General features: G+C 59.3%; 27 protein-coding genes. 17 read left to right on the top strand and 10 right to left on the bottom strand.

Features of this window, described 5'->3' with window-relative positions; all coding sequences use genetic code 11:
• Positions 1-55: 55 nt before the first annotated feature.
• The 5 genes from DXY16_RS08360 (at position 56) to folE (ending at position 4,493) form a co-directional block, all read left to right on the top strand.
• On the top strand, positions 56-787 hold the full coding sequence (locus DXY16_RS08360) for an aldehyde oxygenase (deformylating) (protein ID WP_115120760.1): 732 nt from the start codon (positions 56-58) through the stop codon (positions 785-787).
• A gap of 144 nt (positions 788-931) precedes the next feature.
• A complete protein-coding gene (locus tag DXY16_RS08365) occupies positions 932-1,972 on the top strand; it encodes a long-chain acyl-[acyl-carrier-protein] reductase (RefSeq protein ID WP_115120761.1) in 1,041 nt (346 codons plus the stop codon).
• Positions 1,973-1,995: 23 nt separating this feature from the next.
• Complete coding sequence (locus DXY16_RS08370; protein ID WP_115120762.1) at positions 1,996-2,985, top strand: acetyl-CoA carboxylase carboxyltransferase subunit alpha; 990 nt, start codon at positions 1,996-1,998, stop codon at positions 2,983-2,985.
• A gap of 24 nt (positions 2,986-3,009) precedes the next feature.
• Positions 3,010-3,717, top strand: coding sequence for an SDR family oxidoreductase (locus tag DXY16_RS08375; protein ID WP_115120763.1), 708 nt, complete (start codon positions 3,010-3,012; stop codon positions 3,715-3,717).
• 11 nt (positions 3,718-3,728) lie between these two features.
• Complete coding sequence (gene folE, locus DXY16_RS08380; RefSeq protein ID WP_115120764.1) at positions 3,729-4,493, top strand: GTP cyclohydrolase I; 765 nt, start codon at positions 3,729-3,731, stop codon at positions 4,491-4,493.
• Between the two features lie 8 nt (positions 4,494-4,501).
• On the opposite strand, the gene DXY16_RS08385 is transcribed toward folE, so the two are convergent.
• Both DXY16_RS08385 and DXY16_RS08390 read right to left on the bottom strand, forming a co-directional pair.
• On the bottom strand, positions 4,502-5,035 hold the full coding sequence (locus DXY16_RS08385; protein ID WP_115120765.1) for a hypothetical protein: 534 nt from the start codon (positions 5,033-5,035) through the stop codon (positions 4,502-4,504).
• Between the two features lie 23 nt (positions 5,036-5,058).
• Positions 5,059-5,733 (bottom strand): phosphoribosylanthranilate isomerase, encoded by a 675-nt coding sequence (locus tag DXY16_RS08390; protein ID WP_115120766.1) that lies wholly within the window; start codon positions 5,731-5,733, stop codon positions 5,059-5,061.
• Positions 5,734-5,815: 82 nt separating this feature from the next.
• Here DXY16_RS08390 and DXY16_RS08395 point away from each other — a divergent pair, with 82 nt between their 5' ends.
• Positions 5,816-7,105: a site-2 protease family protein gene (locus DXY16_RS08395; protein ID WP_115120767.1), complete on the top strand. Its 1,290-nt coding sequence runs from the start codon at positions 5,816-5,818 to the stop codon at positions 7,103-7,105.
• Here the strand turns inward: DXY16_RS08395 and DXY16_RS08400 are convergent.
• Entirely contained in the window at positions 7,057-7,848 is a 792-nt protein-coding gene (locus DXY16_RS08400) for a lipoate--protein ligase family protein (RefSeq protein WP_115120768.1), read from the bottom strand. The two genes, DXY16_RS08395 and DXY16_RS08400, sit on opposite strands and share 49 nt — an antisense overlap.
• A gap of 7 nt (positions 7,849-7,855) precedes the next feature.
• Here DXY16_RS08400 and DXY16_RS08405 point away from each other — a divergent pair, with 7 nt between their 5' ends.
• A complete protein-coding gene (locus tag DXY16_RS08405) occupies positions 7,856-8,626 on the top strand; it encodes a sulfite exporter TauE/SafE family protein (protein ID WP_115120769.1) in 771 nt (256 codons plus the stop codon).
• A 61-nt stretch (positions 8,627-8,687) separates the two neighbouring features.
• Here DXY16_RS08405 and DXY16_RS08410 read toward each other — a convergent pair whose 3' ends face one another.
• Positions 8,688-9,677, bottom strand: a complete 990-nt coding sequence (locus DXY16_RS08410) for a hypothetical protein (protein ID WP_115120770.1) — start codon at positions 9,675-9,677, stop codon at positions 8,688-8,690.
• 60 nt (positions 9,678-9,737) lie between these two features.
• A complete protein-coding gene (locus tag DXY16_RS08415; protein WP_115120771.1) occupies positions 9,738-10,232 on the bottom strand; it encodes a CRR6 family NdhI maturation factor in 495 nt (164 codons plus the stop codon).
• An 80-nt stretch (positions 10,233-10,312) separates the two neighbouring features.
• Between DXY16_RS08415 and psaM the strand changes: the two genes are divergently transcribed.
• From psaM to DXY16_RS08430, 3 genes are all read left to right on the top strand, one after another.
• Positions 10,313-10,417 carry a photosystem I reaction center subunit XII gene (gene psaM, locus DXY16_RS08420; protein ID WP_115017424.1) on the top strand — a complete coding sequence of 35 codons (105 nt, stop codon included), beginning with the start codon at positions 10,313-10,315 and terminating at the stop codon, positions 10,415-10,417.
• Between the two features lie 179 nt (positions 10,418-10,596).
• Entirely contained in the window at positions 10,597-10,926 is a 330-nt protein-coding gene (locus tag DXY16_RS08425; RefSeq protein WP_371410889.1) for a hypothetical protein, read from the top strand.
• Positions 10,927-10,993: 67 nt separating this feature from the next.
• Positions 10,994-11,944 (top strand): protochlorophyllide reductase, encoded by a 951-nt coding sequence (locus tag DXY16_RS08430; protein WP_115017071.1) that lies wholly within the window; start codon positions 10,994-10,996, stop codon positions 11,942-11,944.
• 15 nt (positions 11,945-11,959) lie between these two features.
• On the opposite strand, the gene bchL is transcribed toward DXY16_RS08430, so the two are convergent.
• The 3 genes from bchL to DXY16_RS08445 form a co-directional block, all read right to left on the bottom strand.
• Complete coding sequence (gene bchL / locus DXY16_RS08435) at positions 11,960-12,850, bottom strand: ferredoxin:protochlorophyllide reductase (ATP-dependent) iron-sulfur ATP-binding protein (RefSeq protein WP_115120772.1); 891 nt, start codon at positions 12,848-12,850, stop codon at positions 11,960-11,962.
• Between the two features lie 152 nt (positions 12,851-13,002).
• Positions 13,003-14,583 (bottom strand): ferredoxin:protochlorophyllide reductase (ATP-dependent) subunit B, encoded by a 1,581-nt coding sequence (locus tag DXY16_RS08440; RefSeq protein WP_115120773.1) that lies wholly within the window; start codon positions 14,581-14,583, stop codon positions 13,003-13,005.
• Positions 14,584-14,587: 4 nt separating this feature from the next.
• Positions 14,588-15,862: a ferredoxin:protochlorophyllide reductase (ATP-dependent) subunit N gene (locus DXY16_RS08445; protein ID WP_115120774.1), complete on the bottom strand. Its 1,275-nt coding sequence runs from the start codon at positions 15,860-15,862 to the stop codon at positions 14,588-14,590.
• Positions 15,863-16,268: 406 nt separating this feature from the next.
• On the opposite strand from DXY16_RS08445, the gene DXY16_RS14765 reads away from it, so the two are divergent.
• Positions 16,269-16,433, top strand: coding sequence for a hypothetical protein (locus DXY16_RS14765; protein WP_170953900.1), 165 nt, complete (start codon positions 16,269-16,271; stop codon positions 16,431-16,433).
• Positions 16,434-16,454: 21 nt separating this feature from the next.
• Here the strand turns inward: DXY16_RS14765 and DXY16_RS08450 are convergent, their stop codons facing one another.
• Positions 16,455-16,853 (bottom strand): hypothetical protein, encoded by a 399-nt coding sequence (locus tag DXY16_RS08450; RefSeq protein WP_115017064.1) that lies wholly within the window; start codon positions 16,851-16,853, stop codon positions 16,455-16,457.
• Positions 16,854-16,948: 95 nt separating this feature from the next.
• Between DXY16_RS08450 and DXY16_RS08455 the strand changes: the two genes are divergently transcribed.
• Positions 16,949-17,734, top strand: a complete 786-nt coding sequence (locus DXY16_RS08455; protein WP_115120775.1) for a BMC domain-containing protein — start codon at positions 16,949-16,951, stop codon at positions 17,732-17,734.
• Between the two features lie 54 nt (positions 17,735-17,788).
• Here the strand turns inward: DXY16_RS08455 and DXY16_RS08460 are convergent, their stop codons facing one another.
• Entirely contained in the window at positions 17,789-18,373 is a 585-nt protein-coding gene (locus DXY16_RS08460) for a non-canonical purine NTP pyrophosphatase (RefSeq protein WP_115120776.1), read from the bottom strand.
• A gap of 347 nt (positions 18,374-18,720) precedes the next feature.
• Here DXY16_RS08460 and DXY16_RS08465 point away from each other — a divergent pair, with 347 nt between their 5' ends.
• The 5 genes from DXY16_RS08465 (at position 18,721) to DXY16_RS08485 (ending at position 25,208) form a co-directional block, all read left to right on the top strand.
• Positions 18,721-19,032 (top strand): BMC domain-containing protein, encoded by a 312-nt coding sequence (locus DXY16_RS08465; protein ID WP_006169870.1) that lies wholly within the window; start codon positions 18,721-18,723, stop codon positions 19,030-19,032.
• A 68-nt stretch (positions 19,033-19,100) separates the two neighbouring features.
• The gene (locus DXY16_RS08470; protein WP_115017058.1) at positions 19,101-20,516 is read left to right on the top strand and encodes a form I ribulose bisphosphate carboxylase large subunit; all 1,416 of its coding nucleotides are present in this window, start codon (positions 19,101-19,103) and stop codon (positions 20,514-20,516) included.
• Positions 20,517-20,575: 59 nt separating this feature from the next.
• Positions 20,576-20,917, top strand: coding sequence for a ribulose bisphosphate carboxylase small subunit (locus DXY16_RS08475; protein ID WP_115120777.1), 342 nt, complete (start codon positions 20,576-20,578; stop codon positions 20,915-20,917).
• A 99-nt stretch (positions 20,918-21,016) separates the two neighbouring features.
• A complete protein-coding gene (locus DXY16_RS08480) occupies positions 21,017-23,410 on the top strand; it encodes a CsoS2 family carboxysome shell protein (RefSeq protein WP_115120778.1) in 2,394 nt (797 codons plus the stop codon).
• A 7-nt stretch (positions 23,411-23,417) separates the two neighbouring features.
• Positions 23,418-25,208, top strand: a complete 1,791-nt coding sequence (locus tag DXY16_RS08485) for a carboxysome shell carbonic anhydrase (RefSeq protein WP_115120779.1) — start codon at positions 23,418-23,420, stop codon at positions 25,206-25,208.
• Position 25,209: the final 1 nt, after the last annotated feature.

The following is a 25,209-nucleotide window of genomic DNA, read 5'->3' on the forward strand; positions in this document are numbered from 1 at the left end:
AATCGTGGTTGTGCTGGTTACAGTCGCACGCATTGCCTACGTAGCGGAACGATCCATGCCGACCCTCAATTCGCCTGAGGTCGCTGCCATCAGTGATCAGGAAGTAACTGCTTCTCAGCTGCCTGATTTCAGCAGTGCGGCTTACAAAGATGCCTATAGCCGCATCAACGCGATCGTGATTGAGGGCGAGCAGGAAGCGCATGACAACTACATCTCCCTCGGCACATTGATTCCCGAGCAGGCTGATGAGCTCAAGGGCCTGGCCAGAATGGAGATGAAGCACATGAAGGGCTTCACCGCTTGTGGTAACAACCTTGGTGTGGCAGCGGACATGGATTTCGCACGCACCTTCTTTGCTCCCTTGCACGGGAATTTCCAGCAGGCTTTGAAGGACGGCAAGGTCGTGACCTGCCTCTTGATCCAGGCCCTCCTGATCGAGGCCTTTGCGATCTCGGCGTATCACATCTATATCCCTGTCGCCGATCCTTTCGCACGCAAGATCACTGAAGGGGTCGTCAAGGACGAGTACACCCATCTGAATTACGGGCAGGAGTGGCTCAAAGCCAATTTCGAAACCAGCAAAGACGAGCTGATGGAGGCCAATCGGGTCAACCTGCCATTGATTCGCTCCATGCTGGAAGAAGTGGCGAAGGATGCCGCTGTTCTCCACATGGAGAAGGAGGACCTGATCGAGGATTTCCTGATCGCTTATCAGGAGGCCCTGAATGAGATCGGCTTCACCTCCCGTGACATCGCCCGCATGGCTGCAGCCGCGCTCGCCGTCTGACTCCGCTTAGGCGGTCCTGTTGCATTTGGACCGCCAGTACTCAGCTCACGTAGCCTCCGCTACAGGCTTTCGTGAGAGCATGGCCGCATCAACCCTCAAGCCATTTCGGAAAGGGAAGCTCAATCTGTTGATCGACAGCGGTACATGTTTGGTCTGATCGGACATTCCACCAGCTTTGAGGCCGCAAGGCGCAAAGCTTCCGAGCTTGGGTTCGATCACATCGCTGAAGGTGATCTCGATGTGTGGTGCAGTGCGCCACCACAACTGGTTGAGCATGTCGAGGTCACCAGTGCCACCGGCAAGACCATCCAAGGCGCCTACATCGACTCCTGCTTCGTTCCTGAGATGCTCAGCCGCTTCAAGACGGCGCGTCGCAAGGTGCTCAATGCCATGGAGCTCGCTCAGAAGAAGGGCATCAACATCACTGCCCTGGGTGGATTCACCTCGATCATTTTCGAGAATTTCAACTTGCTGCAGCATCAGCACGTACGCAGCACCACCCTCGAATGGGAGCGATTCACAACAGGCAACACCCATACCGCCTGGGTGATTAGTCGGCAGGTTGAGAACAATGCTCCGCTGCTGGGGATCTCCCTGAACACGGCCAAGGTGGCTGTGGTGGGAGCCACGGGGGATATCGGCAGTGCGGTGTGTCGCTGGCTGGTGAATCGAACAGGAGTCGGTGAGCTGCTGCTTGTGGCCCGTCAACAACAGCCCCTACAGGATCTTCAGGAGGAACTCGGCGGCGGACGGATCCTGTCTCTTGAGGAGGCTCTTCCGGAAGCGGATGTGGTGGTCTGGGTCGCCAGCATGCCCCGCACGCTGGAGATTGATTCAGCCTCTCTCCGTAAACCCTGCCTCATGATTGATGGTGGTTATCCCAAGAACTTGGATGCCAAGATCGCAGGCTCAGGAGTGCATGTCCTGAAAGGGGGCATCGTCGAATTCGGTAGTGATATTGGCTGGTCGATGATGGAGATTGCCGAGATGGAGAAGCCACAACGACAGATGTTTGCCTGCTTCGCAGAAGCAATGCTGCTTGAGTTCGAGGCCTGCCACACCAACTTCAGCTGGGGACGCAACAACATCACGCTTGAGAAAATGGATTTCATCGGAGAGGCGTCCGTGCGGCACGGTTTCTCCACCCTCAATCTCAACCCCCAGCTTCAGGCTGCTGCCGCCTGACCCTCACTCCTCCCTCTCCTGCCATGGCCAGACGTCACCTGCTTGAGTTCGAAAAGCCATTGGTAGAGCTCGAGCAGCAGATCGAGCAGATCCGTGAGTTGGCGCGCAGTTCGGAAGTGGATGTGAGCCAGCAGCTCCTGCAGCTTGAAACCCTGGCGGCCCGACGGCGTGAGGAAATCTTCTCGAGCCTGACTCCGGCACAGAAGATCCAGGTGGCTCGTCACCCTCACCGTCCCAGCACGCTGGATTACATCCAGATGTTCTGCGATGAATGGGTGGAACTGCATGGCGACCGTCGCGGTAGTGATGATCAGGCACTTGTCGGGGGGGTTGGTCGCATCGGTCAGCGATCTGTGCTGTTAATCGGCCATCAGAAAGGGCGGGATACCAAAGAGAACGTGGCACGCAATTTTGGGATGGCTACTCCAGGTGGCTATCGCAAGGCAATGCGTCTGATGGATCACGCCGATCGCTTTGGGCTGCCGATTCTTTCTTTCATCGATACCCCAGGGGCCTATGCCGGTCTGCTCGCCGAGGAGCAGGGTCAGGGGGAAGCGATTGCTGTCAACCTCAGGGAAATGTTTCGCCTGCGGGTTCCAGTCATCGCCACGGTGATCGGTGAGGGCGGCTCCGGTGGAGCTCTTGGGATCGGTGTTGCCGATCGTCTGCTGATGTTCCAGCACAGTGTCTATACCGTGGCCAGCCCAGAAGCCTGCGCTTCGATCCTCTGGCGTGATGCGGCCAAAGCTCCTGAGGCAGCTGCTGCCCTGCGCATCACCGGCCCGGATCTGCGCAGTCTCGGTGTGGTCGATGAGGTTCTTCCCGAGCCGGCAGGCGGTAATAACTGGGCTCCGCTCCAGGCGGGTGAGGTGCTGAAGGAGGCGATTGAGCGCCATCTTGGTGAATTGGAGTCCCTGAGTTCCAAGGAGTTGCGTGATCAGCGCTATCGCAAGTTCCGAGCGATGGGTCGGGTCCTCACCGCTGGAACAACAGAAAACGATCTGGCTGTTTAGGGTTTACAGGCTTGCTGAGGCTCGTTGCCGTCTGTATTGATCACAGGAGCGTCTCGGGGGATCGGCCATGCGGCCGCCCAAGCGTTCGCTCAAGCAGGTTGGGATCTCCTCCTGCTCTCCCGTAGTGAGGCTGCTCTGCAGTCACTTGCTGCGGAACTCACCCCCACCGGTCGCAGGGTTGTCTATCGCGCTTGTGATCTTTGTGATCCGGAAGCGATTGCGCCAGCGGTTGAGCAATTGCTCGCGCAAGGTTTGCGTCCATCCGTGTTGATCAACAACGCTGGTGCCGCTTACACCGGCGACTTGCTTGCGATGACGTTGGAGCGCTGGCAGTGGTTGTTACAGCTCAATCTCACCAGCACGTTTCAGATGTGTGCTGCGGTTGTGCCTGCCATGCGCGGTGCCGGTGGCCTGGTCATTAATGTCAGTAGCCATGCAGCTCGGAATGCATTTCCCGGATGGGGTGCGTATTGCACTACAAAAGCGGCGCTGGCGAGTTTTACCCGTTGTCTCGCCGAAGAAGAGCGTACGAACGGCATTCGTGCCTGCACACTCACACTCGGTGCCGTTGATTCGCCACTCTGGGACAGCTCCACGGTTGAAAGCTCTTTCGACCGGCGTGCCATGCTGCCCCTCGAGCAAGCAGCCGCAGCACTTCTTCACCTTGCTCAGCAACCGGCAACACAGGTGATCGAAGACCTCACCCTCATGCCATCCACCGGCGCTTTCTGATTTCGCCTTTCATGACTTCAACGCTTCCAGCCAACGGCAACGGACTCAGTAGTGACAAGGCACTGGTCCAGCAGGACCTTGCTGAACTCGTGCCGACCGTTTCGGCACAGATCAGTGCGCGTCTCAAGTCCGCCGGTGTCTCCTTCCTGGCGAATGACAACATCGCCGATTACATCCTCCCTGGGGAACTGCAGGCTCTCGAGAGCGAGGTGTCTGATCGAGTGCGTGATTTGCTCCGCACCCTCGTGATCGATATCGAGAACGACCACAACACTGAAGAGACCGCTGAGCGAGTCGCTCGGATGTATCTGCATGAGGTCTTCAAGGGGCGCTACCACCAGCAGCCCAAGGTGGCCAGCTTCCCCAACGTCAAGGAGCTTGACGAGATCTATACGGTTGGCCCGATCACGGTGCGCTCCGCTTGTTCTCATCATCTGGTGCCAATCATGGGCAACTGCTGGATTGGGATCAAACCAGGCAGTCGCGTCATTGGTCTCTCCAAGTTCACCCGTGTCGCCGACTGGGTGTTCTCCCGTCCCCATATCCAGGAAGAGGCGGTGATGATCCTGGCTGACGAGATCGAGCGCCTGTGTCAGCCTCAGGGGCTTGGGATCATCGTCAAGGCACAGCACTACTGCATGAAGTGGCGTGGAGTGCGCGAACCCCAGACGAGCATGGTGAATTCGGTTGTGCGTGGTGATTTCCGCCACGATCCCAGTCTCAAGCTGGAATTCTTTGAACTGGTTCGTCAACAAGAAGCGCTGCTGAGCACCTGATCGGCACTTCAGGGCCCAACAACGGGCCCAATGGTGTTGCTCTTGACGCGGCTCACGCTTCCCTGCTCGTTGGTCACCGTCAGCACTGCCATGACGGCTTGCCCAGCATCCTCAGACTTAAGCCTGTAGCTGCTTTCAGAGTCGTTCGTCACCAGTTGCCAGGGGCCATCACCAGCGCGTCGATACCAATGGATGTGCACCGATTCGATGCTGCTGCCATCCAGCTTCAGTCGGGCTCTGATCAGAGTGCCCTCACGGGCGTCTCCCTCAAGCACGAAGTGATGCAGCCCTGCAATGGTTTGCTCGATTCGACCTTCCTGTTCATGGTCGGCCGTGATCTGTCCTTCCAGCACCTGAATCTGTTGCTGGGGCGAGGCGGTGAGCCCAGGCACACACTGCAGACTGCCATTCTCGAGTCGGCAGCCCGTCAACATTCCTTGGCCATAGCTGGCAGCTGAGCAGAGCATCACCGGGGCACCGATGCAGACGATCAGACCGCTCCGCAAGCCCAGGCGTGTCAAACGATGCTGGGTAGAACCCATGTTTGGTGTGCAGTCAACCCACGCTAGGAGTGGTTTTGACTTGCGGCTTCGATCAGGGCCTGCACTTTCGTCAGGTTCTTGATGCCGGGTGCGGTCTCCAGGCGACTGGAGGCATCGAGGCCATCCGGGCGTACCTTCCCGAGCAGTTTTGGGATCCATTCGGCACTGATGCCACCAGCCAGCCACCAGGGCAGTGAAGCGGGCCGATGACGGTCCAACGTCTCCAGCCAGTCCAGATTGAGTCGATGGCCTGTGCCGCCCAGTTGGTCGGGACTCCAGGCATCCAGCAGCAGCGCATCGACGCAGGCCCCGTATCCCTGCAGACGTCTTAGATCCTGAGCTTGGCGCAGCCGCAGGGCTTTCCACCATTGGGTGCAGGGGTGTCTGCTGCGCAGCTGCGCGCAACGTTGGGGTGATTCATCGCCATGGAGCTGAACCACGGAGGGGACCCCATCGCCGCCGAGAGCGGCATCAAGGGTTTGCTCATCGAGATCCGCCACAACCCACACCCTCTCCACATCGGGATGGTGGTGCTGGAGGTGCATGAACAACTCTCGCCGTTTGGCCTCAGCAACGAAGCGAGGTGAGCCTTCCACTCCGATGACGCCAATCGCTTGCGCCCCCATTGCTGCGACCGCATCGGCCTGGTTGATGTCGGTGAGACCGCAGATTTTGACGGCAACGGCGGAGTGGGGCATGGAAGGAGGGGCGAGGCCGCTGGAAAGCAGTTTCTAGGATTGGAAGCAAGAGGGCCCTAATGCGGCCCGAAGGAGGACTCCCGTGGGTGAAGGTTGGCAGCTGATGCGCATCCGGGGGATTCCTCTGCGGGTGCATCCCAGCTGGTTTCTGATCCTGGCGCTCGCCACCCTTGCCTTTAGGGATCAGTTGAGTGAGCTGCCCGCCTCTCAACTGCTTTCCCCGGGCCTGACCTGGTTGATCGGCCTGGTCACGGCGCTGCTGCTCTTTTTGTCTGTCTTGCTGCACGAGCTTGGTCACTCCCTAGTGGCATTGCGTGAAGGTGTGAAGGTGCGCAGTATCACCCTGTTTCTGCTGGGAGGTGTGGCCAGCGTTGAACGCGAGTGCTCCACTGCGATGGGAGCCTTTCGGGTGGCTGCGGCTGGGCCTCTGGTGAGTCTTGTGCTGTCTCTGATGTTGTTCGCATCAGGACATTCCGCTTCCCACCTCAACGCCTTGCTCGGCAATCTCGTCTTCCAGTTGGCAGGGGTGAACCTGGTGCTGGCTCTGTTTAATTTGCTGCCGGGTCTTCCCCTCGATGGGGGGCTGATCCTGAAAGCGCTGGTGTGGCAGTTCACCGGTAGTCAACGCAGGGGCATTCAGGTGGCTACCGCCACTGGTCGTTTTCTGTCGCTGTTCGCGATCTTTCTCGGTGTGTGGTTGTTCCTTGCCAGAGGCGGTGGGATCAGTGCCCTTTGGCTGGTGATGCTCGGCTGGTTTGGCCTGGGTGCCTCGCGCAGCCAGACCCAGGTCTTAATGCTCCAGAAGGTGCTGCGACAGCTCACGGTGGGATCGGCGATGGCCCGTCGCTTCCGAGTGCTGGAAGCCGATCAGCCTCTGCGTCGGATGAGCGAACTTCGGCTGGGAGGCGAGGCTGCCGGCCAGGGGACGGATGAGGCTGATGTTCGGCTTGCGGATTGGGTGCTCGTCACCCGGGGTGGCCGCTGGCTCGGAACCATTGACGATTCACCGTTGCGGGATCTGCCTGTTCAGCAGTGGGATCGGCAAACGGTGGCGGATCATGTGCAGCCACTCGACAGCCTGCCCTCCATTCGAGAGGCCGAACCGTTGTGGAAAGCTGTGCTGGCCTTGGATTCCAGTGCCCAGGGACGCTTGCTGGTGATCAACCGTGCAGGGTTGCCTGGGGGGACCCTGGAACGGGGGGATGTGGGCGAGGCTGTGCTCAAGGCCCTCAACCTGCGATTGCCTCCTCAGATGTTGGAGGCGGCTCGTCGACAGAATGGGTATCCCTTCGGGCTGCCACTGCTTCAGGCAGTGGAATCTCTTCAGGCTTCTGGGTTGTTGGAAGACGAGCCTGTTGGAGACAAGCGATAGGCGGCGCTTTGGCTCTGCACCTGCTGCCATTGCTCCTGGTTCAGATTGAAGTCTTGCCAGGAGCAGTCCGGCCACAGGCTCTGCAGTGATGCAGTCAGTGCCCCAATGATGGCGTCTGCCTGGAGCCGCTCGATCGGCGGCGGCGGACTGCTCTCAAACAGGCTTCTCCACAGAGAGACTGGTGGGGAGAGCATGATTTCGCCATGCTGAAGCAGGTGGCCGCGCCGCCAGAACTGAGCGCTGCCGATGCGTTTGTGGCCTTGATCATCCACCAGATCTGCTGCTGTGGAACTGGCGAAGCAGTTGGCGACTTCTGCTGAAGCACCAGATTGGCCCGGCTGCAGATGTACACCGAGACGGGTGAAGCCGTTGATCAGCCAGCGGCTCGTGCGCTGATAGGCCTCACGCCGTGCCCTTGGGGCTTGGGGCCAGATCAGGGCATAGGTGAGACCAGCGGCATGGAGGACGGCCCCGCCGCCGCTCGGGCGGCGGACCCGTTGCAATGCTCCCGCCAGGGCTTGCTGTTCCCACTGGCTCGGCTGAGCTTTCTGGTGGTGACCAAGCGACAACCAGGCACCGGGCCAGGTGTAGAAGCGCAGAACCGGTGAGCCAAGGCTGCCCTGCACACATTGGTCCAGCAGCCAGGCATCCAGCGCCATCTGTTCGCTGCCATCCAGCTCCAGCAACGGCAGCCTCAGGCCGATACCGCGAGGGTCCGGCCGGCAGGATGCGGTGGTTGGCATGGCACGAATGGAGCTTGGTGATCTGCTGGTGGCGGTACCGCTTGGATTGCTGGCGGGTTCCCTGGCGGGTCTGCTGGGCATCGGCGGTGGTCTGATCTTCGCGCCTTTGCTGCTTTGGATGGGGCTCTCACCCCATCAGGCCCTAGCGACAAGCACCTTCGCCATCGTGCCCACAGCGCTGGGGGGGACGGTCATCCATCTGCGCCATCGAGCTATTCCCTGGAAGGAAGGATTTGTGATCGCTCTGATGGCGTTTGCAAGCGCATTGGTCTTCAGCCGGCTTGGCAGGTTTGCTGCTGGCTGGCAGCTGTTGTTGATGCAGAGCCTGATGTACTGGGTACTGACCGTCTCGATTCGCGCCGAACAGGGCGACGGCAGGGTGGATGACTCCCTCCGTGTTCCTCTCACAGGCCTGGGGGCGGTTGGTGCTGTGGCTGGATTGGCAGGAGGTCTGCTCGGCCTGGGAGGAGGGCTGGTGATGGTGCCGCTGATGGTGCGCTGGCTGGATGTACCGATTCGCCTGGCCATCAGGTTCAGCACGCTGGCGGTGGCGTGTTCGGCTTCGGCCGCGTCGCTTCAGTTTTTTTTTGAAGGCCGGGGTCAGCTCTCCATCGGACTGTTGCTCGGTTTGACGGCTGCGCTGGCTGCTCAGTGGAGTGCTTCACGGCTTGATTCGATCAAGCCCCAGACCTTGGCGTGGTTGCTAAGGGGGCTGGCCTTGCTGCTCGCTCTCGACAGCGGTCGCCGTGCCATGCAGCTAGCGCTCCAGATGCACTGATCGGCAGCACGGATCGGCAGCACTGATCGAAAGCACGGATCGGATTGGTCGTCGCTTGGTCTCAGGCTGCACTCCAGGTGATCAATGGCTGGATGCCCAGTGCGATCGCCAGGCTGATCACCACACCGATGAAGGCCTTGAACACATCGCTGCCAAGACTCCTGCCGAGACTGCTGTCAGAGCTGTTGGTGAAGACATCTGCGATCTGCTGTTCCTTGATGCGAAGCGCGATCTCACGACCGCCAAGCAGACCCAGGAAGACCCAGGTCGTGCTGAGCGGAAAAGTGCTGAAGAGAGACTTCAAGCCAAGGCAGAGTCCAAAGATGATGTCGATCAACGTGGCTGAGCGGAGATCGGCGGTGTTGGTCTTGGTGCGCAGCACTGTCTGAAGCGGCCCACCTCCGATCGCCACCAGCACGCAGAGACCGACGCAGAGACTCAAACTGCACATCACCATCGGGATGAACTCGAGGGTGCGAGGCAGGAACACGAAGATGTTGGCGAGATCCTGCACCATCCACATGCTCCAGAGGAAGCCGGTGGAGAACCACTGCAGTCCGTACCAGACCTTGTTCACGTCGGTGCCCGCCTGCATTTGGCGGAAGACCCAGCGCTCCAGAAGCCACAGGCCCAACCCCCAAGTGGCAAGGCCGAGGCAGAACGCGAGGGCGTAACCGAACAGAGAGCTTCCCAGCAGTTTGGGAATGGTCTCGGGCACAAAAGCGGAGAGAAGCAGGAAGGAGGTGCTGACTGGTGCACCCCAGGCGCTGAGGGCCAGAACAGCGAGTGGCGGGATGATGTAAACCCAGGTGACCTGCTCAGGGAGGGGGAACTGATCGAGACGTCCCCAGGCTGGTTCGCCGTTGTTGAGGAACCAGCCCAGCATCAACACGAACACCGTGACGGCACAGATGAACAGCATCTGCCAAGCCTTGGGTGTGCGTGTTTTGTTCGAGGAGATGTAGGTGCCGAGGGTCTGCAGCGAATCGTTGGCTACCACTGAAGAGGCGGCTACCAGGAAGCCGATGATCATCCAAACGTTGATGCCCATCTCTCACCTCTGCGACGGCTTGGCTGCTAGCGGACGCTTCACGTGGAAGGCATGCGGCTGTTAGGCATGGCGATCCAGTAGTGCCCAGAACCCTGGGTCGAGTTCGTAACCCAGGGTGGCGGCCATCTGGGCGAGGTTGCCTCGCTGCGACTGGGGCTGCTCACGGCCGAGATGGTCCAGCAGCATCAGCCGCTGGGTCACCCAAAGCTCAAGGGCCTGTGGGTCGAATCGGATGCCTTCCGTGGGGCTGAAGTCATGGGGCACGAGCATGGCCACATGCTGCGCTAGGGAGCCTCCCGATCGATCCAGGAGCAAGGGCAGCCAAGGCAGCTGGGCATCAGCACGCAAGGCCCAGAGGCGCGGTTCCGGGCATTCACTGAGCTCTCTTGGATCATCCGTAGACCGAGGCCACTGATAACGCAGTTCGAGCACTGCACCCTCGCTCAGCTGTTCGTTCAGAGAACGCGTCATTTGACTGCGTAAAGGGCTGAGGTCGAGCTCCCGGATCGCTTGTGCATCGATGTTGATGACGGGATCGGGGCGACTGGCATTCATTGGTGGTGTGACAGGCCTTTGCGAATGATGGCGTCTTGCTGCTCCGGGAAGGAACAATGGAAGCGTTTCAAAGGGATTCCATGGCCACCTCTATTACCCAGTCAGAAGTGCTCATCGCTCTCGTGGTGGCTGCCCACGCTGGTGTGCTGGCGATGCGTCTCTGCGTCAGTCTCTATCGCGCCTGATCGTTTCAGGGGGGGCTGCTCCCCCTTGGCAAGGCCTTCTCACCGCGTTACAAGCGGGAATCCGATCCATCCCTTTGCCAACGTCAACGGCTGGTGCTGTTTCACGTCGTCGTCGTCGTTTAAGGCGAGGAGCTTCGGCCCCTGCTCCAGCTCACATCAGTGCTGAGGATCCACGGATTGTGGCCGCCTCCCCTGATGCGGCCACCGTTGCAGCTGTGCTGCAACTCCAGACTGAACGACGGGAAAAGCTGTGCAGCCTCCTGGCGCTAGGCGTGAAATTTGGCCTCGTCACTGTGGGGGCGATCAGCTTGGTCACCCTGTCCTTCGCTTATCAGGAGCGCCTTGAGCGTCATGGTGAGCTTGCTGCCGTTGTGGACGTTGAGACCGGGAAGTTGCGCAACCTTCAGCAACGCTTCGATCGACTGTTCACGCTTGGTGGCGATCGGCGCTTGATGGATGAGCAGGATCAGTGGATCGCACCGAACCGGCTGCGGGTGATCTGGCGCTGAGTTTCGTGACCACCACCCTTCAGACGCTTCACTGCGGAGCGATACTGTCGCCTTCTGAGAAGAGCTCATGACCGGAACCCCTGGTGTTGTTCTGGTGACTGGAACGACTTCTGGCGTAGGTCTCAATGCCGTGAAGGCCCTGGCCAACCTGGGCTGGAGTGTGATCACCGCCAATCGCTCCCCTCAGCGTGCCGCCGGTGCTGCGGATGCACTCGAAATCCCCAAGGATCGTGTCCGTCACATTCAGATGGACCTGGGTGATCTCGACAGCGTCCGTCGTGCCGTGTCGACTCTTGGACCCATTGATGCTCTTGTCTGCAACGCAGCGGTTTACAAGCCACGCCTCAAACAGCCTGAGCGTTCGCCCCAGGGTTATGAGATCTCCATGGCCACCAATCACTTTGGCCATTTCTTGTTGATCCAGATGCTGATGGAGTCTTTGAAGCAGTCGAAGCATCCATCGCGTCGTGTCGTCATTCTTGGCACTGTCACGGCGAATTCCAAGGAACTTGGTGGCAAGATTCCTATCCCTGCACCGGCGGACCTTGGTGACCTTTCTGGATTCGAGAAGGGCTTTAAGGCGCCGATCACTATGGCAAGTGGTAAATCCTTTAAGCCTGGTAAGGCTTACAAGGACAGCAAGCTTTGCAACATGATCACAACCCAGGAGTTGCATCGAAGACTTCACGATGACACTGGAATCGTGTTCAGTTCCCTCTATCCAGGATGTGTCGCAGATACGCCACTGTTTCGGAACACTCCGAGGGCGTTTCGGAAGATCTTCCCTTGGTTCCAGAAAAACATCACCGGAGGTTATGTGACGCAGTCTCTGGCGGGAGAGCGTGTTGCTCAGGTGGTGGCCGATCCTGATTTTGGTGTTTCAGGCGTGCACTGGAGCTGGGGTAATCGTCAGAAGAAGGATGGAGAACAGTTCAGCCAGGAGTTATCTGACAAAGCCACGGATCCACGCACGGCCGAACTGGTCTGGGATCTATCGATGCAGTTGGTGGGCCTTTAAAGGCTCACCTTTTGATTAGTCAAAACCAAGTAGATCGAAGATTTCCCTGTCTTTGAGTGAGATGGCCTCGAGGGGTTCGACCTTGTCCAGCATGTTCTGAGCGAGGCGCAGATACTCCTTGCGGACGGCTTGCACCGCCTCGTCTTCATCATCCATTTCGAAGATTGTGCATTTCTTCAGGCGTGAGCGGCGGATTGCGTCGACATCCTTGAAGTGGGCCATGGTGCGCAGGCCGGTGCGCGAATTAAATTTGTCAATCTGATCGGTGTCTGCCGAACGGTTGGCCACCACGCCCCCAAGACGCACCTTGTAGTTCTTGGCCTTGGCCTGAATCGCCTGCACAATTCGGTTCATCGCGAAGATTGAATCGAAATCATTCGCCGTTACGATCAGGCAGTAGTTGGCGTGCTGCAGCGGGGCTGCAAAGCCGCCACACACCACATCACCAAGCACGTCGAAGATCACCACGTCGGTGTCTTCCAAGAGGTGGTGTTCCTTGAGCAGCTTTACCGTCTGGCCGGTGACGTAGCCGCCGCACCCCGTCCCCGCCGGGGGGCCGCCACTTTCAACGCACTGCACACCATTGAAGCCGGTAAACACGAAGTCTTCAGGCCGCAGCTCTTCGCTGTGAAAGTCAACCTCTTCGAGGATGTCGATCACCGTCGGCACCATCTTGTGGGTAAGGGTGAAGGTGCTGTCGTGCTTCGGGTCGCAGCCGATCTGAAGCACCCGTTTGCCCAGCTTTGAAAAAGCCGCTGAAAGGTTGGAGGAGGTTGTCGATTTGCCGATGCCGCCCTTGCCGTAGACGGCAATCACCAAGGTCTCTTCCTGGATGTTCAGCGCAGGGTCCTGATGGACCTGCACACTGCCTTCGCCGTCGGTCGGTCGCGTCAGGGTCGTGGTCATGAAGCGACCTTTTCAAGAGGAGTCAATTTCATTCAACAGCAGCGGATGTGTCCTTGCCGGTTTTCACCAAGAAATTGAAAGATCTACCTGTTCTGTTGCCATCTCTGCACATTTTTTCTTCGGATGGATTGAAAATAATTGAGTGGAATTGCTCATGCTTTGTAGTGGGCTTTTGCGTCATACAGCGTCTCGCTGTTGATTTCCCTGCAGCCCACCTGGAGGGCATAGGCCTCGGCATTGCGCCGAACCTTGCCACGCACGAAGAAGGGGATTTTCTTTAATTCGGCCTCACCGTCGTCAGTCCAAATCAACGCATGTTCATCAACCTCGACGGTCGCGTGTTCTGCTGTTTTTGTGTCGACGCCGGCGCCGGATCCGCCGGAATGGCCCAGATGGCTTTGGTGGCCGTCCACGAACTCAAAGTCGTGACGGAACATGCCAATGAGGTGCTCTTCAAGGCCCATCATCAGGGGATGAACCCAATCATCGAAGATCACATTGGCTCCCTCCCAGCCCATCTGTGGGCTGGTGCGCGCCGGGACGTCTTGCACATGCATTGGTGTACTGATGACCGCGCAAGGAATGCCGAGCCGCTTGGCGCTGTGGCGTTCCATCTGGGTTCCAAGCACAAGCTCTGGGGCGGCCTCCGCCATGGCGGTTTCCACTGCTAAGTAGTCGTCGCAGATCAATGCTTCTAAGCCCAGTTCCTTCGCCGCTGTCCGAACAGGCCGTGCCATCTCACGGCTGTAGGTGCCCAATCCCACCACGGTGAAACCAAGCTCTTCCTTGCAGATTCTTGCTGCGGCAAGGGCATGGGTCCCATCCCCGAAGATGAAGACGCGTTTACCGGTGAGGTACGTGGAGTCCACGGACTCGGAATACCAGGGCAGGCGTGAGCGCCGATAGCCCTCCTCAGCGGAAGGAGGCTCCATCCCCAGCAACCTGTGAACTTCAACAAGGAAGTCGTGAGTCGCCCCAACTCCGATCGGCACTGTGCGGCTGAAGGGAATGCCGAAGTTGCGTTCCAACCAGCTGCAGGTTGATTCGGCTACCTCGGGATAGAGGCACACGTTCAGATCTGCTTTCGGCAGACGCAGGACGTCTTCGACACCAGCTCCGAGCGGTGCGACCACGCCGACGTCGATGCCATGCATGGTGAGCAGTCTCTGCACTTCCAGAACGTCATCGCGGCAGCGGAAGCCCAGCAGCGAAGGGCCCAGCAGGTTGACGCGAGGCCGACGACCTTCCGCCTTCCAGGCGTTGGGGTCATGGCTGGGCTGCGATGGAACCTGATCTTTCAGCAGGTTGCGCACCAATTGATAGAGGGTTTCAGCGGCCCCCCAGTTTTCCTTTTTGCTGTAAGCCGGTAGCTCCAAGTTCACCACGGGCATCGTCAAGCCCATGCCCTGAGCCAGTGCTCCCGGCTGATCCTGGATCAGTTCAGCGGTACAGCTTTCTCCCACCAGCAGCGCATTGGGCTGGAATCGGTCCACGGCTTCACGCACATGGCGTTTGACCAGTTCTGCGGTGTCGCCTCCCAGATCACGTGCCTGAAAAGTCGTATAGGTAACGGGTGGCCGTTTGCCACGTCGCTCGATCATCGTGAAGAGAAGATCGGCATACGTATCTCCTTGAGGAGCATGCAGCACGTAATGCACCCCTTCCATGGAGGCCGCAATGCGCATGGCGCCGACGTGAGGGGGGCCTTCGTAGGTCCAGAGCGTGAGTTGCATCGGTTTAGGCGTGCACGGGTTGGTCGGGGTTGATCGGGTGCAGTCCCGGATGAATCAGCTGCCGGCGACGGAGCGGACGGGAAAAGAGCTCGGCCAGATCTCCGGCCTGATCGATGCCATGGATCGGACTAAACACAAGCTCGATAGACCATTTGGTCGCGATTCCTTCGGCTTCCAGCGGATTGGCCAGACCCATGCCGCAGACCACCAGATCGGGTTTGTGTTCGCGCACTCGGTCAAGCTGCTGTTCAACGTGTTGTCCTTCCATAACGCGTGTGCCCTCGGGAAGCAGCGCCAATTCCTCTGCCATCTGGTCACGGTTCAGGTAAGGGGTTCCCACTTCAACTAGTTCCATCCCGCATTCCCTTTGCAGGAAGCGTGCGAGAGGAAGTTCAAGTTGTGACTCTGGAAGCAGAAAAATGCGCTTCCCTTCGAGAACCTCTCGATGGGGGCGCAGAGCGATTCGGGCTCTCTCCTCCAATGGGTCGAGAACCTCTGCGACCCGTTCCTTGGGCAGATGGAAGGCGGCGGCGCCTGCTTCCATCCAACGTCTGCTCCCCTCGGCTCCCAGAGGGAATGGGGCCGTTAGCACGGTGGCGCCGCGGTGCTTGAGCAGTCGAGCTGTTTCGGTCAGGAAGGGTTGGGTCAGCAGCACGGTGGTGCCAGGACCCACGGCAGGTAGCTCGGTGGACTGCCGTGGCGGCAGGCTGCGAATGGTTGAAATGCCGAGGCGGCCAAACAGGTGGATCAGCCGGTCCTCAACGGCATCTGCCAGGGTGCCGACCAGCAAGAGCTGGCGTTCGTCGCTGGCGGGAAGTAGCGGTACCAGAGCAGCCAGGGCGCCGTCTTCTCCTTGGGTGAAGGTGGTCTCGATGCCGCTGCCTGAGTAGTTCACCACTCGCACCCGGCCCTGAAGTTCCTCGTTGAGCCGCTCAGCGGCTCGGGCCAAGTCGAGTTTGATCACTTCGCTTGGGCAGGACCCAACCAGGAAGAGGGTCCGGATTTCCGGCCGGCGTTGCAGCAGTTCGCAGCAGACACGGTCCAGTTCCTCATGGGCATCGGCCAGTCCTGCCAGATCTCGCTCGCTCAGAATCGCTGTTCCGAAACGCGGTTCAGCGAAAATCATGACCCCAGCGGCGCTCTGGATCAGATGGGCGCAGGTGCGGGAACCCACCACCAGAAAGAAGGCATCCGGCATGCGCCGATGAAGCCAAACGATTGATGTCAGGCCGCAGAACACCTCGCGCGGTCCGGTTTCCTTCAGCAGGTTTGCGCTCATCCCATTCACGAGCCTTCTCCTACACCTTGCCTCGCTTATCGCTGGTGAGCTGATCTCACCAAAACTCTTCGGGATCAGTTCAGGAACCGTATGAACAACGTGCCTAGCTTTCGGGTGATTCACTCATGCGCGCATGGCGTCTCGGCTTCTGCTACCCGCAGCCCTGGCCCTTGCGGTCTGGAGGTCATGTGACCAGACCGCGCAACAAGCAGCCACAAACGACCAAAATCAAGCTGTCGCAAGCTGTCGCAAGCTGTCGAGGTGGTCTGTGTAGCCGCATGGATGTGGACATTGCCTCGAACGAGGTGGGGCTCTCAGGCCTGAGTCCACCATTGGCGATGGGGAACAAGCGGGGGAGAAACTGCGTCAGGCCCTAGCCAAGCTGGAGGCGGCCGAAGGGGAGCTCGTGCGCAAAGACAAGTCGCTCACCCTGAAGCAGGCATCGAATCAGTTGCAGCAGAAGGTGGCACCCGTTGTGGCTGCACGACCTGCTGAGCATGCCAATCCCAATCAGCTCTCCGATGATCAGATCGATGCTGCTGCAGAGGGTGAGGCAAAGGGCGACTCATGACGCCCCAAGCCATGAAGGCATTCAGAGGCGGCGACGGAAACGGTCGTCTCTGAAGTTGCCGCCAGATGGGTCATCAATGCGGCTGAGACGCCAGACGTTGCGACTGACCTTTCTGGCCTTGAGACCCCCGCGCTCCACAGTCTCTGCACCAGGTCTCGCCCCTAGAAGCATGCTCACTTCGGCGGTGGTGAGCGGAGCCCCGGTGTCGATCGCCAGAGCTGTGAGTTCAAGGCGCTGACGCAGTTGACGAAGACAATCGTCATGGCTTCGATTGGGGGCCTCTAACCAGGGCAGATCGATCTGCCCATCGTTGGTCAGCCGTTGCATCAGGCCATAACTCACCAGGCCCAGAGCCTGTTCTGCATTGAGCTCGTTGGTGAGATCGCTTGGCTGAACTGGGATTTGCTTGGCGGAAGCCATAGACGTAAAGCTGATGCGTGGACGGTATCGGCTCCATCACACAACGCAAGTTTTGAACTCTCCTTTGTTGATCTCCTTCCGGTAAGATCCGCGCCATGAATCGTTTCGCCGGCTTCGATGCCAGGGAGCGGCGACGTGGCGGAAGCGCTCTCGTCACCGGAACGGAGGTCCATCCCTCTGCCGGCGGAGCTAGCTGTGTGGTCACCACCGACAGCGAATCACCCAGGCTGTCCCGTCAAAACAGCCATGTGCAGTCGATTGAACTGCGCACTTATGTCTTCATCGACTCGCTTCAGCCTCAGTTGGCGGCCTATATGGGCTCCGTAAGCCAAGGCTTTCTGCCCATTCCGGGTGATGCCTGCTTGTGGATGGAGGTCTCTCCCGGCATGGCTGTTCACCGTGTCACCGACATTGCGCTCAAGGCCAGCAATGTCCGTCTCGGTCAAATGGTGGTGGAGAGAGCCTTCGGTTCGATGGCTCTGTATCACCGTGATCAGAGCACGGTTTTGCATTCCGGTGATGTTGTTCTCGAGGCGATCGGTAGCTCTGTCGAACAGCGCAATCCTGTTGATGTGAGCTGGACTGAAGTGATCCGAGCGATCACTCCGGACCATGCGGTGCTGATTAACCGTCAGAACCGCCGCGGCTCGATGATTGAGGCGGGAATGAGCATGTTCATCTTGGAAACGGAGCCAGCGGGTTACGTGCTGATCGCTGCCAATGAAGCCGAAAAGTCCTCGAATATCACCCTGGTCGATGTGAAGGCGGTCGGTGCCTTCGGTCGCCTCACCCTTGCAGGGCGAGAGGGTGACGTTGAAGAGGCTGCTGCTGCTGCAATGCGCGCAATTGAGATGGTCAACCTTCGCTCTTCGCTGCGCTGAAGAGGCGCTTCTGGTTGCTCTGAACCCTTTCGGGGCCTGACTCAGTCCAATCACTTAGTCCAAGCCAAGCCGTCGGCGCAATCTTGGGGCCAGATCCCTAGCGGCTTTGCCTCGGCTGCCCAGACGGGCCAGTTGGACATCATTGAGTTCGCCATAGCTGCAGCGGGCTTCTCGCACCCAGAACAGCGATTCGATCCCGGCATTGGGATAGGCCGGTGTGTTCAGCAGCTCCCCCCAGCAGACCCCTTCTGAGTCTTCGACGCAGGTGCCGTCCGGAGCGCACAGCACCATGGCACTGCGGAAACAGGCTGTGCGGTAGGGGTCGTTGTGCAGGGCTGCAATCAGCTTGTCCAGCTTCTCGGCGTCACTGGACGCAAATCGGGCTGTATAGAGGCCTGGAGCTCCATTAAGGGCGTCCACCTCCAGGCCTGAATCATCGGCAAGAGACCAGGTCCCTGTCCGCAATGCAGCAGCCTCAGCCTTCAGTCGGGCATTCTCTAGATAGCTCTGACCGGTTTCCTCAACGTCCAGATCGGAGGGTTGGCGTTGAACAACAACCTCCAGGGGACCGAGCATCTGCTCAATTTCCCTCACTTTGCAGGGATTGCCACTGGCAATGGTGAGAACGGGAACTCCCAAGCGAGACCGGAATCAGGCATCCATTGTGAGGGTTAGCGGTAGGGGTCGGGTCTGAATTTCGGTCGCGCGGGAGTCAGAAAGGGTTGAACATTCCACCCCTGCATTGGCTGCAGGGCACTGGCTCCAAGTGTGAACTTATGCATGACGGAGACTTTTGCAAGCGAATGTTTGCAGTCGGACACCCAGAGACCAACAGCCCTTTCGAACAGTCAGTGACAGGGGTATTAGTCGCGCTTATGGCGTTCAGCATGGACGGTGATGCCGGAGATGGGGCAAATCCCTTGACGTTTCGCCTCTCGACACAGCAGTCTCAGCGGCGAACATTCCACCCCCTTCCTCGGTAGGCAATGGCTAACGAAACCATGGGCATCGCTCTCGGCATGATCGAGACCCGCGGCCTGGTCCCCGCGATCGAAGCTGCTGACGCCATGACCAAGGCTGCCGAAGTGCGCCTGATTGGTCGTGAATTCGTCGGTGGTGGCTACGTCACCGTTTTGGTGCGTGGCGAAACCGGTGCTGTGAACGCCGCAGTGCGTGCCGGTGCAGATGCTTGCGAGCGTGTCGGCGACGGCCTCGTGGCTGCTCACATCATTGCCCGCCCTCACCGTGAAGTTGAGCCTGCTCTGGGCAACGGCAACTTCCTCGGCCAGAAGGACTGAGATCAGTCGCTGAACCTCTGACGAGGTCGCGCATCTCAACTTCCTTTACCGACTAACGGAGTTATTCCATGAGCAAGAAGTACGACGCTGGGGTTAAGGAGTACAGGGACACTTACTGGACTCCTGATTACGTTCCCCTCGACACCGACCTGCTGGCCTGCTTCAAGTGCACCGGCCAGGAAGGCGTCCCCAAGGAAGAAGTCGCAGCTGCTGTGGCTGCTGAATCTTCCACCGGCACCTGGTCCACCGTGTGGTCCGAGCTCCTTACCGACCTCGACTTCTACAAGGGCCGTTGCTATCGCATCGAGGACGTCCCTGGTGACAAGGAGTCCTTCTACGCCTTCATCGCTTACCCCCTCGATCTGTTCGAAGAGGGTTCCATCACCAACGTTCTGACCTCACTGGTCGGCAACGTGTTCGGATTCAAGGCTCTGCGCCACCTGCGCCTCGAGGACATTCGTTTCCCGATGGCGTTCATCAAGAGCTGCTACGGCCCTCCGAACGGTATCCAGGTCGAGCGTGACCGGATGAACAAGTACGGCCGTCCCCTGCTGGGTTGCACCATCAAGCCGAAGCTCGGCCTGAGCGGTAAGAACTATGGCCGTGTTGTCTATGAGTGCCTCCGCGGCGGTCTGGACTTCACCAAGGACGACGAGAACATCAACTCCCAGCCCTTCCAGCGCTGGCAGAACCGCTTCGAGTTCGTTGCGGAAGCCATCAAGCTGTCCGAGCAGGAGACCGGCGAGCGTAAGGGTCACTACCTCAACGTGACCGCGAACACTCCCGAAGAGATGTATGAGCGCGCTGAGTTCGCAAAGGAACTTGGCATGCCGATCGTCATGCACGACTTCATCACCGGTGGCTTCACGGCCAACACCGGTCTGTCGAAGTGGTGCCGTAAGAACGGCATGTTGCTCCACATCCACCGCGCCATGCACGCGGTGATCGACCGTCACCCCAAGCACGGCATCCACTTCCGTGTTCTGGCTAAGTGTCTGCGTCTCTCCGGTGGTGACCAGCTTCACACCGGTACCGTCGTCGGCAAGCTGGAAGGTGATCGTCAGACCACCCTCGGCTACATCGATCAACTGCGCGAGTCCTTCGTTCCTGAAGATCGCAGCCGCGGCAACTTCTTCGATCAGGACTGGGGTTCCATGCCTGGCGTCTTCGCCGTTGCCTCCGGCGGTATCCACGTGTGGCACATGCCCGCTCTGGTTGCCATCTTCGGTGACGACTCCGTTCTCCAGTTCGGTGGTGGTACCCACGGTCACCCCTGGGGCTCTGCTGCTGGTGCGGCTGCCAACCGAGTCGCCCTCGAAGCCTGCGTCAAGGCACGTAACGCCGGTCGCGAGATCGAGAAGGAAAGCCGCGACATCCTCATGGAAGCCGCGAAGCACAGCCCCGAGCTGGCCATCGCTCTCGAGACCTGGAAGGAGATCAAGTTCGAGTTCGACACTGTCGACAAGCTCGACGTTCAGAACTGATCGTTTCTTCGGCCGGTTGATGTAACCGGCCATCCCTTTTTCTTACACCCAGGATCCCCATGCCTTTCCAGAGCACCGTGGGTGACTACCAAACAGTCGCCACCCTGGAGACCTTCGGCTTTCTTCCGCCGATGACCCAGGACGAGATCTACGACCAGATCGCTTACATCATTGCCCAGGGTTGGAGCCCGCTCGTCGAGCACGTCCATCCCAGCAATTCCATGGCCATCTATTGGTCCTATTGGAAACTGCCCTTCTTCGGTGAGAAGGACCTCAACGTTGTGGTCAGTGAGCTCGAGGCTTGCCATCGCGCTTACCCCGACCATCACGTACGCATCGTCGGTTACGACGCATACACCCAAAGCCAGGGTTCTTGCTTCGTGGTCTTCGAGGGTCGCTGATCCCTCGACCAATGGTTCCGAGCCCTGACCTTCATCAGGGCTCAACTTTTTTCGAAGGGAATTCATCCCTTCACTTCACGACGACACCCTCTGGCGGACATGGCAAGACTTTCTAGTCGCGAACTCGCACTTGAGCGCCGTAAAGCGCTGACCACCGCCGGTAAAAAGGCGTCGGTTGCAGCAACAGGCAGCGCCAATCGTGTGCGTAACGCCTCAGATGCGCGTCAGACCCGCACCAATGCCAATGCTTCCGAAGCACCGGCCCCCGTCAGCAGTCCTGAACCCGTTGCAGTTGCTCCGCGCCGTCCTCAGGGCCTGACAAGTGCCGCTTCCGCTTCCTCTTCTTCTCGTTCGACGGTGAAGGTCAAGCGCGACCCCAGCCGTGATCTTGTGCTGGCTCGTCGTGAAGCCCTCTCCCGTAGAGGCAAGACAGCCGACAAGAGCAGTGACCGCAATCGCGCCGATGTTGCTCGTCAGACCAAGGCTGCTCCAGTGGCGGTTGATGCGTCGAAGAAAGACTGTGGCTGTGGCGGTAGTCGTTCTGCAGCAAAAGGCTCCCCAGCCCGTCCAGCAGTCACTGTTGAGCTGAGTAATCGCTCCGGTGATCGCCGCGCTTCAGCCGAGCGTCGAACCGCTAGTCCCAAGCGGCGTGCAATTGAAAATCCCAGTCGAGCCCTTGTTTTGGCACGGCGTGAAGCTATGGCCAAGCACGGCAAGACCGCCGGCAAGCAGCCCACCAGTGCTGCTGCGGTGGCCCGTCAGGCCAATCCCGACCTGACCAGCCGTGAACTGGCCCAGCAGGTGCGTGAATTGCGCACCAAAGCAGGAGCACGTAACAAGCAAAGTGCTGGCGTGACCCGCCCCACAGGCCCCAATCGCCATGGCGCCAAGCAGGCAGCCTCGGCGGATGCCCATTGGAAGGTGGGCGAAAGCACCACAACCTCCGGTCAGACGGTCACCGGCACCCAGGCCAACCGTTCGGTGAAGACCACCGGAAACGAAGCCAGCACCTGTCGCTCGATCACAGGAACGGAGTATCTAGGAGCCGAGGTTTTCCAGACCTTCTGCCAATCCGCCCCCGAGCCCACCACCCCCGCCAAGGTGCGCGTCACTGCCACCAGCCACGGCAATCGGGTCACCGGTAATGAGGTGGGTCGTTCTGAGAAGGTCACCGGTGATGAGCCCGGCACCTGTAAGAGCGTGACCGGCACTGAATACATCTCTGCCAACCAGTCTGCTTCCTACTGCGGCGGTGGCAGCACGTCCCCCCGCAAGGTGGGCCACAGCCTCACCGAGCAGGGTCGTCCTGTTAGCGGTGTGATGGTTGGGCGTTCCGCCAGTGTCACCGGCGATGAAGCCGGTGCCAACCGCAATCTCACAGGCGATCAGTATCTCGGCTCCGATCCCCTGCCCGAAGGTCGCCCCGCCGCCAAGGTGGGCCTGTCCGACACCCTCTCCGGCACCGGCGTCACAGGCACCATGGTCGGTCGTTCCTCCCAAGTGACCGGTGATGAATTCGGTTCCTGCCATCGCGTCACCGGTGATCAGTACATCAGTGCTGAACAGGTGAATGCTTTCTGTGGTGCAAAGGCTGAACCTGAGGCCGCCAAGGTTGGTTTCAGCATCACCAATCGCAATCAGGTTGTGAGTGGCACTCGTACCGGCCGATCCGAGAAGGTCACCGGTGATGAGCCCGGCAGCTGCAAAGCCGTCACGGGTACTCCTTATGCAGGTCTCGAACAAGCCGGTCAGTATTGCGGCACTCCAGCCGTCCAGGCCATTCGTGAACGGACGCCTGTGCGTCTTGGCACCCCTGCCGCTGCGATGACAGGTCTCCAGCCGGGCATCGGCGGAGTAATGACTGGTGATGAACGTGGCGCCTGTGAGGCCGTCACCGGCACGCCATATATCGGAGCCGACCAACTGGCATCAGCCTGTGGTGCCGATGCTCCCGCAGGCACTGACAGCCACGGACAGACCGTGGATGGTGCGGCTTGGACACGCTTCAGTGTGACCTCTCCCGCCCGTGCTGCTCAGCAGGGCCGTGAAGCTCAATCGGGAGTGACCGGTACCAGCTACGAGCAGGGGAATCGGATTACTGGCCCTTTTGATATGGCTGGCGGCAAGGTGACGGGAACGGAGCAGTTTCGCTTCGATAACCGCGAATTTCAGGACCGTCAGCAGCGTCAGTTTCAGCCCACCGTCGCTGTGGTGAGTGAGCCTGCAGCCAAGCCGACCTCCAGGGTGACTGGTGAGGGATCCTCCACCAAGGTCACAGGAGATGACTGGGATCGTGGTGAGCACGTCACGGGCACTGAAGGCGCTTCTGCCCGCCGTCGCAACCCCAGCCGTCCAGGCCCCATGAGTGCCATGTCCTCTTTTGAGCGCAAGCGCAATGAAGAGACTGAATGGCCTGTGAGTCGCGTCACTGGTTCCAGCGGTAACACCGAAAAAGGATCCCTGATCACCGTCTCCGGCGGCGCACGGGGCTGATCGACGCATGGTGCGCTCCAAATCAAAGCGGAGCGGGCGTCTGCAGGCCCCCACGGCTCCTACCCGTCTGCAGATGCAGCACGGCCACTCCCCGTCCACGGTGACTGGATCCGATCAATCCCTTGAACCCTCAGGGAGTGAATCGGTTCAGTCCTCTACTCGGAGTGCGGCTCTTGAGCGACGTAAGGCGCTCACCACTTCAGGGAAAGCGGCATTGCTCACCAGCAGTTCCGTCAGTGGCGGCCGCATTCGCTCCGGTCAGGAGAGGCGACGTTCGAACGCTCAGCAGCCTGTTTGGGTGCGTCGCAAGGACCGTTCCGTCACGTCAGTCACCTCCTGTTCTCCAGAGACGGGGTTCTCTACAACCCTGGTGAGCCGTCGAGCTCCCGGTGCACTCCACCCCCTCACCGACCGAGTCGAAAACGAACGGCTCCAGGCCTATGAGCTCGAGGTCAAGGGCAGGTTCGAGCGCATTGTGCCTCTACTCCAGCAAGTGTCGGCGCTTCAGCATCAGCCCGATTTCCTGCCCCAGGCTCAGCGTCTAACCCGTGCCGAGCTCGGCTTCGATCTTCCCGACCACATTCTTGAAAAGTCCTGGGTCTGCCCCTTGGACATGCGTGCTCTGTTCGCTTGGTGTGTCTTCCAGTCTCATCAAGCTTTCAGCGAGCGATTTTTCCTTGATGATCCGCTGCAAGGAGCTTCAGGCAGCTCGCGTTCCGATGCGTTTAATACCTTTCTGCTCGACTGTGGCTTTCATCTTCTTGATGTAACCCCCTGCGCGGATGGGCGTCTCGCCCACTCAATCGCCTATGCCCTGCGCATTCCCTTCAGTGCGGTACGTCGCAGATCGCATGCTGGAGCGATGTTCGATGTGGAGAACACGGTCAATCGTTGGGTGAAGACAGAGCATCGTCGTTATCGCGAAAGCATTCCTAACGAGGCCCATGCTCCGACCCGTTATCTGAAGACGGTCACCTACCACTTCAGTTCACTCGATCCCACCCATCAGGGATGTGCAGCCCACGGCAGCAATGATTCGCTGGCAGCCAGTGCTGGCCTGCAGCGACTCCACGATTTCAGGGAAGCTGTTGAAAACACCTTCTGCTGTGGAGCCTCCGTTGATCTGTTGCTGATTGGCCTCGATACCGACACAGATGCGATTCGCGTCCATGTGCCCGATCGTGATGGCGGGATCCAGCTCGACCGCTGGCTTTGTGCACAGGCTCTTTACGAAAGCACCGCGTCCCTCACCGCCGCCCAGGCCTCAGAAGCTGTGACCGCGTCTGTTCAGACCCATTGCCCTCAGGCACCCGATCCCGGCATGGTGCGTTTCATCAGTCAGCTGCTGATCAACAACTTCTCCCAGCAGGATTACGTCAGAAGCTTGCACAATGGTCCGTATCCAGATGCTGGTCACTCTGAGCGTTTTATTGGCGTCGGTATTGGCTTTAAGGAAGTGCATCTGCGCAACCTCACCTATTTCGCTCACCTCGACACCGTTGAGGAAGGAGCTCCTGACTTGGATGTGGGAGTGAAGATCTTTAAAGGGCTGAATGTCACTCGCGATCTCCCTATCCCGGTGGTGATTCGTTTCGACTATTCCGGAAAGGTGCCGGGTGCCAGGCAGCGTGCCATCGCTGATTGTCATCGTGTTCAGGATGCGATCACCACGCGTTATTCCGATCTCGTGCGTGATGGTTTGCTTCATACCCTGCTCACGGTTCGAGACCGTGATCAATCCACACCTGCCGAAGCGGTAGGTTCCACCCTCGATCCTGTTCAACAGGAGGCGCACTGAT

Source organism: Synechococcus sp. UW105 (assembly GCF_900473935.1).
Taxonomy (GTDB): Bacteria; Cyanobacteriota; Cyanobacteriia; order PCC-6307; family Cyanobiaceae; genus Synechococcus_C.